9 protein-coding genes are annotated in these 9903 nt (G+C 62.5%); 5 read left to right on the top strand and 4 right to left on the bottom strand.

Annotation, left to right across the window (positions count from 1 at the left end; all coding sequences use genetic code 11):
- On the bottom strand, nt 1-2145 hold a 2145-nt coding region (locus tag HHJ19_RS16275), incomplete at its 3' end, for an NADP-dependent malic enzyme (RefSeq protein ID WP_296908914.1).
- Nucleotides 2146-2375: 230 nt separating this feature from the next.
- On the opposite strand from HHJ19_RS16275, the gene HHJ19_RS16280 reads away from it, so the two are divergent.
- On the top strand, nt 2376-3368 hold the full coding sequence (locus HHJ19_RS16280) for a tripartite tricarboxylate transporter substrate binding protein (RefSeq protein ID WP_296908915.1): 993 nt from the start codon (nt 2376-2378) through the stop codon (nt 3366-3368).
- 87 nt (nt 3369-3455) lie between these two features.
- On the opposite strand, the gene HHJ19_RS16285 is transcribed toward HHJ19_RS16280, so the two are convergent.
- A complete protein-coding gene (locus tag HHJ19_RS16285; RefSeq protein ID WP_296908916.1) occupies nt 3456-3980 on the bottom strand; it encodes a hypothetical protein in 525 nt (174 codons plus the stop codon).
- A 179-nt stretch (nt 3981-4159) separates the two neighbouring features.
- On the opposite strand from HHJ19_RS16285, the gene xdhC reads away from it, so the two are divergent.
- Complete coding sequence (gene xdhC / locus HHJ19_RS16290) at nt 4160-4999, top strand: xanthine dehydrogenase accessory protein XdhC (protein ID WP_296908917.1); 840 nt, start codon at nt 4160-4162, stop codon at nt 4997-4999.
- A 32-nt stretch (nt 5000-5031) separates the two neighbouring features.
- Here the strand turns inward: xdhC and HHJ19_RS16295 are convergent, their stop codons facing one another.
- Complete coding sequence (locus tag HHJ19_RS16295; protein WP_296908918.1) at nt 5032-5967, bottom strand: LysR substrate-binding domain-containing protein; 936 nt, start codon at nt 5965-5967, stop codon at nt 5032-5034.
- A 110-nt stretch (nt 5968-6077) separates the two neighbouring features.
- Between HHJ19_RS16295 and HHJ19_RS16300 the strand changes: the two genes are divergently transcribed.
- On the top strand, nt 6078-7169 hold the full coding sequence (locus HHJ19_RS16300; RefSeq protein WP_296908919.1) for a tartrate dehydrogenase: 1092 nt from the start codon (nt 6078-6080) through the stop codon (nt 7167-7169).
- A gap of 81 nt (nt 7170-7250) precedes the next feature.
- A complete protein-coding gene (locus HHJ19_RS16305; protein WP_296908922.1) occupies nt 7251-8198 on the top strand; it encodes a tripartite tricarboxylate transporter substrate binding protein in 948 nt (315 codons plus the stop codon).
- A gap of 163 nt (nt 8199-8361) precedes the next feature.
- Here HHJ19_RS16305 and HHJ19_RS16310 read toward each other — a convergent pair whose 3' ends face one another.
- On the bottom strand, nt 8362-8694 hold the full coding sequence (locus tag HHJ19_RS16310) for an SMR family transporter (RefSeq protein ID WP_296908920.1): 333 nt from the start codon (nt 8692-8694) through the stop codon (nt 8362-8364).
- Between the two features lie 105 nt (nt 8695-8799).
- On the opposite strand from HHJ19_RS16310, the gene HHJ19_RS16315 reads away from it, so the two are divergent.
- Nucleotides 8800-9903, top strand: a 1104-nt coding sequence (locus tag HHJ19_RS16315) for a glycerate kinase (RefSeq protein ID WP_296908921.1), incomplete at its 3' end; no start/stop codon positions are given.

The raw sequence follows: 9903 nt of genomic DNA on the forward strand, positions 1-9903 counted from the left end.
GTTGAACAGGATGTTTGCGGCGTCCAGATTGGGGCAAATCAGGATGTTGGCCTCTCCCGTCAGCGTGGTCTCCATCAGCGAGCTCCGGCGAATCGGCTCTGACAGCGCGGCGTCGCCATGCATCTCGCCGTCGCACTCCACGTCGGGTGCGAGTTTGGCAAACAGCTCGCGCGCCAGCCGCATCTTGCGCGCCGAGGCATGCTTGGACGAGCCGTAGTTGGAGTGCGACAGGAAGGCCACCTTGGGCGGCAGGCCGAATCGGCGCACTGCCTCCGTCGCCATCAGCGCAATGCTGGCGAGCTGTTCGGCGCTCGGGTCTTCGTTGACAAAGGTGTCGGCGATGAATAACGTGTGCCGTGGCAGCATCAGCGCATTGAGCGTGGCAAAACCCGGCGCGCCCGGTTTCAGGCCGATCACCTCGCGCACATGGTCCAGATGCACATCAAAGCGACCATGCAGACCGCACAGCATGGCGTCGGCATCGCCGAGTTTGACCATCAGCGCTGCAATCGTGGTGGTGGAGCGGCGCACTGCCGCCTTTGCCGCTTCGGGGCTGACGCCGTCGCGGCCCAGCAGGTGGTGGTAGGTTTCCCAGTAATGGCGAAAGCGCGAATCGTCCTCGGGGTTGACGCACTCGACGTCCTTGCCCAGGCGCATGCGCAGACCGGCTTTGGCAATGCGCGCTTCAATCACGGCCGGCCGGCCAATCAGGATCGGCGTGGCAATGCCGTCATCAAGCACCAGTTGGGCGGCGCGCAGCACGCGTTCGTCCTCGCCTTCGGCATAAGCCACGCGCTTGGCGCTGGCAGCGCGCGCAGCACCGAAAACCGGCCGCATCAGCATGCCGGTGGAATAGACGAAACGGGTCAGACTCTGGCGATAGGCCTCCATGTCCTGGATTGGCCGGGTTGCCACGCCCGACGCTTCGGCGGCCTTGGCCACGGCAGGAGCGATGCGCAGGATCAGGCGTGAATCGAAGGGTGTCGGGATCAGGTAGTCGGGGCCAAACGACAGTTCCTGGCCGGCATAGGCCCGGGCCACTTCTTCGCTGATGTCGGCCTTGGCCAGGTTGGCAATTTCGCGCACGCACGCCAGCTTCATTTCCTCGGTGATCTTGCTCGCGCCGCAATCCAGTGCGCCGCGGAAGATGTAGGGAAAGCAAAGCACGTTGTTGACCTGGTTCGGGTAGTCCGAGCGGCCGGTGGCAATGATGCAGTCGGGCCGAACGGCCTTGGCCAGCTCGGGCCGGATTTCAGGCTCCGGGTTGGCAAGCGCCAGGATGATGGGCTTGGTGGCCATCGTCTTGACCATGTCCTGGCTCAAAACGCCGGGCGCCGAGCAGCCCAGAAAGACATCGGCGCCGTTGACCGCATCGGCCATCGTGCGTTCGTCGCCGTTTTGCGCGTACCTGGTCTTGGATTCGTCGAAGCCACCGGGGCGGCCTTCGTAGATCACGCCCTTGGAGTCGCAGACGTAGATGTTCTCGCGCCGCACGCCCAGGCCGACCATCACGTCCAGGCAGGCGAGGGCGGCCGCGCCGGCGCCGGAAACGGCCACGCGCACGCTGCCGATGTCCTTGCCGACCAGTTCCAGGCCGTTGAGCAGGGCCGCCGACGAAATGATGGCGGTGCCGTGCTGGTCATCGTGGAAGACCGGAATGTTCATGCGCTCGCGCAGCTTTTTCTCGATGTAGAAACACTCGGGCGCCTTGATGTCTTCCAGGTTGATGCCGCCCAGCGTCGGCTCCATGGCGGCAATGATGTCCACCAGCTTGTCAGGGTCGCGCTCGCTGAGTTCGATGTCGAAAACGTCGATGCCGGCGAATTTTTTGAACAGGCAGCCCTTGCCTTCCATCACCGGCTTGGCTGCCAGCGGGCCGATGTCGCCCAGGCCCAGCACGGCGGTGCCGTTGGTGATGACGCCGACCAAGTTGCCGCGCGAGGTGTAGTCGGCGGCCAGCGACGGGTCGGCCTGGATGTCCAGGCAGGGGTAGGCCACGCCGGGTGAGTAGGCGAGCGACAGGTCGCGCTGGTTGGACAGGGGTTTGGTAGCATTAACGGAAATTTTGCCGCGCGTGGGCAGACGGTGATAATCTCGCGCGGCTTCGCGTAGGGCAATTTCGGCGGGCGAAAGCTGCATGGTCATGACGTCTCCTGTGAATATTTTTTAGGACTGCGCAAATGCTGAAGGTTACTGCAACTGGCATGCGCCTGCCGTACGGCCTAACCCCTGCCCGGAGCAATCGGCTGGCGCGCACGCCCGTCACTTCTCCCTGCGTCCTGACCCTGGCATGTCATGGCGCCGTCATTTAGCAAGGTAAAAATGAGTCTTGTTCCACTTGTCCTCTCATCATGCATGTAAAGTCGAAAACCGCCATGAACCGCCGCCAGGCCCTGCAGGTGACCGCTGCAACCGGTGCCAGCCTTCTGGCGTGCGCTGCGCGGGCGCAGTCGCCGTCATCAACGGCGGCCAGCTATCCCGATCGCGCCGTCAAAATTGTGGTGCCTTTTGCGCCCGGTGCGGGCACCGACGCCATGGGCCGACTGATAGCGCAAAAGCTGGGTGAAGTCATGAACGCCACCTTTGTAGTGGACAACCGCGCTGGCGCATCCGGCGCGATCGGAACGCAGTATGTCGCGCAGGCGCCCGCTGATGGCTACACCCTGCTACTGGTTGCGTCACCGTTTACCACCGTGGCCGCTTCATTGCCAAGCGCCAACTACGACCCCTTGGGCCAGTTCACGCCGGTTGGCATGATTGCCAGCGGTCCCCTGGTCTGGGCGGCCAATATTAGGCTACCGGTCAACACAATGAAGGAGCTCGTCGCGCTGGCACGGCAGAAGCCGGGCCTTCTCAATTACGGCTCGGCCGGGGCCGGCGGGGTTAATCACCTGGTGCTGGAGCTTTTGAAAGCGCGAACAGGTATCTTCATCACGCACATCCCCTACCGTGGCGTCGCACCCGCCACCATGGACATGATTGGTGGGCAAATCCAGCTCATCACCGGGACCATTCCGGCGTTGTTGCCTTTCATCAAAAACGGCAGCATCAAGCCTTTGGCGGTGACCAGCGCGAAGCGATCCAGCGCCTTGCCCGATGTGCCCAGCATGACCGAGGCAGGGTTGCCGGGCATTGACGTGGTGAACTATTTCGCTCTCATGGCACCGGCGGGTACCCCCGTCGGCCTGGTGAATGCCCTGAACATGGCGATCAACCGTGTCGTCGCCTTGCCCGAGGTGGTGACACGTTTCAAAGCCGATGCAGTGGAAGCCGCGCCGGGCTCACCCGCATTGCTCGGCCATTTCATCGAGGCCGATTACCGTGCCTGGCGCAATGTGGTGAAGACCCAGAACTTGAAGATTGAGTAGCTTTTTGGCGACTGGGTCAATTTGAATCATGCGGGCCGCCAGGGGCCGCCAGGGGGCGCAGTGCGTAAAGCACCACGCGCGACAACGCTAATCTTGTCCCTCAGTAAGCGTGTCAAGCTGAAACCGGCCACTTTTATGCCACAACCAGGTGTCGGTGTACACCACCTTTCCCAACCGTGCGGGTGCGGGAAACGGAGCCGCCTGCCGGACGGTTCGCTCGATTTCCGCCATGACCTCAGGCGCATGTCGGGGTGCGCGCACCCAGTCCAGTCGGGTCAAGCGGCCGCTGCGGTCGATTTCCAAATTGAGCACCCCAATCGCGTACAGCAGCGGCGGCAGTTTGCCCATATATATGCGTTCGGCATTGAGGCCGTAAAGGTGAGTGGCACCGTCTTGCCGGTAAGCCCGGGCCGATGCCGCTGACGATGCCCGGGCTGATCCCTGGCTGCCCGGGACAGGGCCGGTGACGCCGGTGGCATCGGGTTCCAGCGGCTTGGCGGGCTCAGCAACAGGCGCAGCATCGGGCGCAAATTTGCAGGCGCTGACGACTGCAGCACTTGCCGCAAAAAGCAGCCTCAGCAACCAGGATCGGCGGGGTGTGGGTTCAGTCATGTCATGGCTCTCTTTTGAGACGGCTGGTGCGATGCTGTTGTTTGCCGATGAATCGCGGGAATTCACGCTTGATGCTAAGGTGGGAGGTATAAGACCGGGCGATATTTTTAGTTGAAGCTTTTGGTATTGTCCACCCTATTTTCCCCGTAATTGCATCAATGTTGACCAACAGCATAACCATGAATTCAGGCTATCGGGGCGGCAACGTACAACGCCTTTTCGTTCAGCTGGCTTTTCAACCGGCGGTCCTGGTGCGCGTTGAATCAACCCAGGGGTCAGTGCCGCGCGAGGTGGGCGCGTGGATGGCGGTTTTTTCCGGGACTCTCGTCGGCACCATCGGCGGCGGCCATCTCGAATATGCAGCGACTGCCAGGGCAAGGTCAATCCTGCAGGCCGGGCACGCCAGATTGGCCGGGGAGAAGGTGATTGAACGTTTCGTGCTGGGCCCCAGCCTGGGCCAGTGCTGCGGCGGCGTGGTGCATTTGCGGTTTGAACCGGTCAGTGCCGCCGACCTGCCTTTGCTCGCTCCGGGGCTTGCCGGCAAACTGCTGCCTGTGGCGCTATTCGGTGGCGGCCATGTCGGCCACGCGCTGGTACAGGCACTCGCGCCATTGCCTTTTTTGCTGACCTGGATTGATAGCCGCGACGGCGTGTTTCCGGTTGATGTACCCCCGCAAGTGGCTTGCGAGCATTCGGAGCCGGTGCAGGCAGCGGTTCAAGGCCTGGCGCCCCAGTCCAGGGTGCTGATCATGAGCTTCAGCCATGCAGAAGATCTTGATGTGCTGGCAGCCTGCCTGAAGCGCCAGCGCGGGCAGGCCGACCTGCCCTATATCGGGCTGATTGGCAGCAAAACGAAGTGGGCAACGTTTCGCCATCGGCTGGAGGCGCGAGGCTTCACTTCAGCCGAACTGGCCCATGTCACCTGCCCGATCGGTGTGCCCGGCATCACCGGCAAGGAACCGGCGGTGATTGCAGCGGCGGTGGCGGCGCAGCTGCTGCAATCCGTGAACGCGATTTAAAGCGCCCGCCAGGCGCGCCATTGCCCGTAGCGTCACCAGTCGGCTACCAGGCCTGCCGCACGTATCGACGTCTTTTCAAAGTGGGCCGCCAGATAGTCGACAAAAGCCCGCACCCGCGCCGAGACCTGGTGGCGCTGCGGATAGACGGCGTGGATATCAGCCGATGGCGTGCGGTAGTTTTCCAGCACCTGCTTGAGCCTGCCGCTACGCAGATAGCGGGCAATGTCCCACTCGGCGCGCAGCACGATGCCGTGGCCGGCGAGGGCCCAGTTCACTGCAATCTCGCCGTCGTTGGTGCTCAGCTTGCCGCGCACCTTGACGCCTTCCGTGCGCTTTCCCAGCGACAGGCGCCAGGTGCCGTATGCCTCATCGCCCTGGCGGATGCCGATGCAGTCGTGGCGGCCAAGGTCGTTCGGCACCCTGGGCGTGCCGTGTTTGGGCAGGTAAGAGGGTGCGGCGCAAAGCAGACGCCGGTTGGGGGCGAGCTTCCTGGCCAGCACGCGCGCATCGGGCGGCTCACCGAAGCGCACGCAGACGTCGAAAGCGTCCTCGCTCAACGGCGGCGGATCAACCGACAGCTGCAACCGGACTTCTACCTGGGGATGAAGTTTGGCAAACCCCGAAATCAGCGGCGCGATGTGGCTGCGCCCAAAGCCGAGCGTGGCGTTGACGCGCAACAGGCCCTTGGGCGTGGCGACTGCATTGGAAACCAGCTGCTCCATGTCGTCGATGTCGGCCAGGATGCGGCGTGCGTGCGCGAGGTAGGTTTCGCCTTCGGACGTGAGGCCGACCCGGCGCGTCGTGCGGTTGAGCAACTGCACACCGAGCCGGGCCTCCATTTGCGCCAGACGTTTGCTGACCGCCGGCGTGCTGACGTCCAGCTCGCGTGCGGCGACGGAGAAGCTGCCGCAGCGAGCCAGCAGGCTGAAAAAGGCCATTTCGGAAGGCGCGGAAATGGGGGTGGACATTGTTGAGTGAAAGTAAACAATGACATAACTTTAGCGGCTTGAATTGAATCGGGCAAGCACTAGAGTTGAGTCCGCTTTCATTTACCTTCAATCAACTCGGGCACCGTTTCATGAAAACCTACAAGATAGCCTGCATTCCGGGCGACGGCATCGGCAAGGAAGTCATCCCCGCAGGCCAGCAGGTGCTCGCGGCGCTGGCCGCCACGCAGAGCAACTTCGCATTCGAATTCAGCTCTTTCGGCTGGGGCGGCGACTGGTACCGCAAGCATGGCGTGATGATGCCGGAGGACGGTCTGGACCAACTGCGCGACAAGGACGCCATCCTGTTCGGCTCGGCCGGTGACCCGCATATCCCCGACCACATCACCCTCTGGGGGCTGCGTCTGAAAATCTGCCAGGGCTTCGATCAGTACGCCAATGTGCGGCCGACCCGCATCCTGCCTGGCATCGACGCGCCGCTCAAGCGCTGCACGCCGGAACAGCTGGACTGGGTCATCGTGCGCGAGAATTCGGAGGGCGAATACTCTGGCGTCGGCGGCCGTGTTCACCAGGGCCATCCGATTGAAGCGGCCACCGACGTATCAATGATGACGCGCGCCGGCGTCGAGCGCATCATGCGCTACGCCTTCCGGCTGGCCCAGTCGCGCCCGCGCAAACTGCTGACGGTCGTCACCAAATCCAATGCACAGCGCCATGCCATGGTGATGTGGGACGAGATTGCACTGCAGATCAGCAAGGAATTCCCCGACGTGCACTGGGACAAGGAACTGGTCGATGCCTGCACCGCGCGCATGGTGAACCGGCCTGCATCGCTGGATACGGTGGTGGCCACCAACCTGCATGCCGATATCCTGAGCGACCTGGCCGCCGCGCTGGCTGGCAGTCTGGGCATTGCGCCCACCGGCAATATCGATCCCGAGCGCCGCTACCCGTCGATGTTCGAACCGATCCACGGCTCGGCGTTCGACATCATGGGGAAAGGCCTGGCTAACCCGATAGGCACCTTCTGGTCGGCTGTGATGCTGCTGGAACACCTGGGTGAAAACGCCGCCGCGCAGCAGCTGATGCGGACCATCGAGCAGGTGACGGCAGATGCGTCCCTGCACACCCGTGATCTGGGCGGTAGCGCCACCACGGCGCAGGTAACGCAGGCCATCTGCAAGCGCATCGCCGCTACCGTGAAGCAGCCGCTGGTCGCCTGATCCGAAATTATTTCAAGGAGACAAGACATGAGAACACCACAACGGAACGGGCACTTTTTAAAACTGACCCATGCTGCGGCGATGGCTTCTGCGATGACGCTGTGCCTGGCAAGCAGTGCGGCGTTTGCACAGGCCTGGCCAGCCCGGCCGATCAGCCTGATCGTGCCCTTTCCCGCGGGCGGCACGACGGACGTGCTGGCGCGCGTCGTCGGGCAGGAGCTGGCAAAAAGCCTGGGCCAGCCGGTGGTGGTGGAAAGCCGACCGGGGGCGGGCGCCACGCTGGGTGCAGACTTCGTGGCCAAGGCAAAACCTGACGGTTACACACTGCTGATGGGCGCGGTGCACCACACCATCGCCACCAGCGTGTACCGCAAGCTGCCCTATGATTTTCAGAAGGATTTTGCACCCATCACCACCGTGGCGCTGGTGCCCAATGTGCTGGTCGTTAACCCGAATGTGCCCGCAAAAAATGTGAAAGAGTTGCTGGCGTTAGCCAAAAGCGAACCGGGCAAGCTGACGTATGGATCAAACGGCAACGGCACCGGCCAGCACCTGATTGGCGCGCAGTTCGAAGGTCTGGGCGGCGTGCAGCTGCTGCATGTGCCTTACAAGGGCAGCGGACCGCTGACGGTTGACCTGCTGGGGGGGCAGATCACCATGTCGTTTGACACGATCACGCCGGTATTGCAGCAGATCAAGCTCGGCAAGCTCAGGGCGCTGGCCGTCACCACCATCCGGCGCTTACCGGCATTGCCCGATGTGCCCACGCTGGATGAGTCAGGCCTCAAGGGGTTTGATCTGGGAACCTGGTTCGGCATCCTGGCACCGGCCGCGACGCCCGGGGAAATCGTGACACGGCTGAACACCGAGTTGGTGAAAATCATCAACTCGGTCGAGTTCCGCAAAAAAATGGCCGACATTGGCGCCGAGCCCATCGGCAATACGCCCGGGCAGATGGCGCGGCAGATCAGGGAAGACACCGAGCGTTTTGCCAGGCTTGTGAAGGACGCCAAGGTCAGCGTGGAGTGAATTCCGTCGGAGTCGGCTCGCTTCTCAGTTCCCGGACTGGCGACCATGTATGCTATGAAATAAATAGCTAACTGTGGCCATGAAAATTGGACATCAGGGCAAAATGATCAGAAGGCCGGGATTTTTACGACGTCTGGAGGCGTGGCTTGGCAGCGTTTGCCCCTCAATGCATGCTGGACTTCGAAAAAAGATTCAAAACCACCACGCCGGCAATGATGAGTGTCATGCCCAGCATGCCGGCCAGGTCAATCTTCTGGCCGTGAAAGAAGAAACTGGTAATGCTGATCAGCACGATGCCCAGGCCTGACCAGATCGCATAGGTCACGCCGGTGGGTATGGATTTCAGGGTCACCGTCAAAAAGTACAGCGCCATGCCGTAACCGATCACCGTGATGATCGAGGGCACAAGCCGCGTAAAGCTGTCGCTGGACTTGAGCGCCGTGGTGGCAATGACTTCAGCAATGATGGCGATGCCAAGCGCGAGATAGGAGTTCATGCCACTGATTTTAAGAAGCGGGCCGACCATCGCTCCTGATAAACCGCTACGGTAGCCGGGTTGTTGCCGGCTTACCACTGCACAATCCAGGATGGAGACCCTTTAATGACCAGCTCAACCTCAACCTCAACATCCATTTCCGCCGTCAGGGCGAACCCTCGCGAGTTTCTGGCTTTTTTGTATCAGGCCGCCGTCAGGCGAGCCCTGCCGCTTGAAAACACGGCCCGTTATCTGCCGAAACCTCCACCGCCTGGCAGCGGTGGCCGCACCATCGTGATTGGCGCTGGCAAGGCCGGTGGTTCGATGGCGCAGGCGGTTGAAGCCCTCTGGCCGGCAGATGCACCACTTGAAGGCCTGGTCATAACGCGTTACGACCATATTCCACCGCGCCCCGAAGGACTCAAGCAGCGTATCGAGATCGTTGAGGCCGCGCACCCGGTGCCTGACGCGGCTGGTCTGGCTGCCGCGGGGCGCATTCTGGCCATGGTGCAGGGCTTGACCGAAAACGACCTGGTGCTGTGCCTGATCTCGGGCGGCGGTTCGGCCCTGCTGACCTTGCCCGCCGCGGGTTTGAGCCTGGAGGAAAAGCAGCGCATCAACAAGGCCTTGCTGAACTCGGGCGCGAACATCGCCGAGATGAATTGCGTGCGCAAGCACCTCTCGCGCATCAAGGGCGGTCGCCTGGCCGCGGCCTGCGCGCCTGCCCGTGTCGTCACGCTGACCATCAGTGACGTACCGGGAGACGACCCTTCGATCATCGCCAGCGGCCCTACCGTGCCTGACGCAACCAGTTGCGCTGAAGCGCTGGCGGTTCTGAAGCGCTACGCTATTGAAGTGCCCGCTGCGCTGATGGCCGACCTTGAAAGTGGCGCGCTGGAAACCCCCAAACCCGGCGACGCCGCTTTTGAAGGCCATCAGGTTCACCTGATCGCCACGCCCCAGCAAAGCCTGGAAGCCGCTGCCGCCGCAGCGCAGGCCGCTGGTCTAGCCGCCTATATCCTGAGCGACGAAATGGAAGGCGAGTCACGCGAAGTTGGCAAGGTCCATGGGGCGCTGGCGCGCGCTGTGGCGCTAAAGGGCCAGCCTTTCGGCAAGCCCTGCGTGATTCTGAGCGGCGGCGAGACCACCGTCACGATCAGGGCGCAGGCAGCGGAAACGCCACGCGGCCGCGGTGGCCGTGCGGGTGAATTCTGCATGGGGCTGGCGCTG

Origin of the sequence: Polaromonas sp. (genome assembly GCF_012927415.1) — a bacterium.
Lineage (GTDB): Bacteria > Pseudomonadota > Gammaproteobacteria > Burkholderiales > Burkholderiaceae_C > Polaromonas.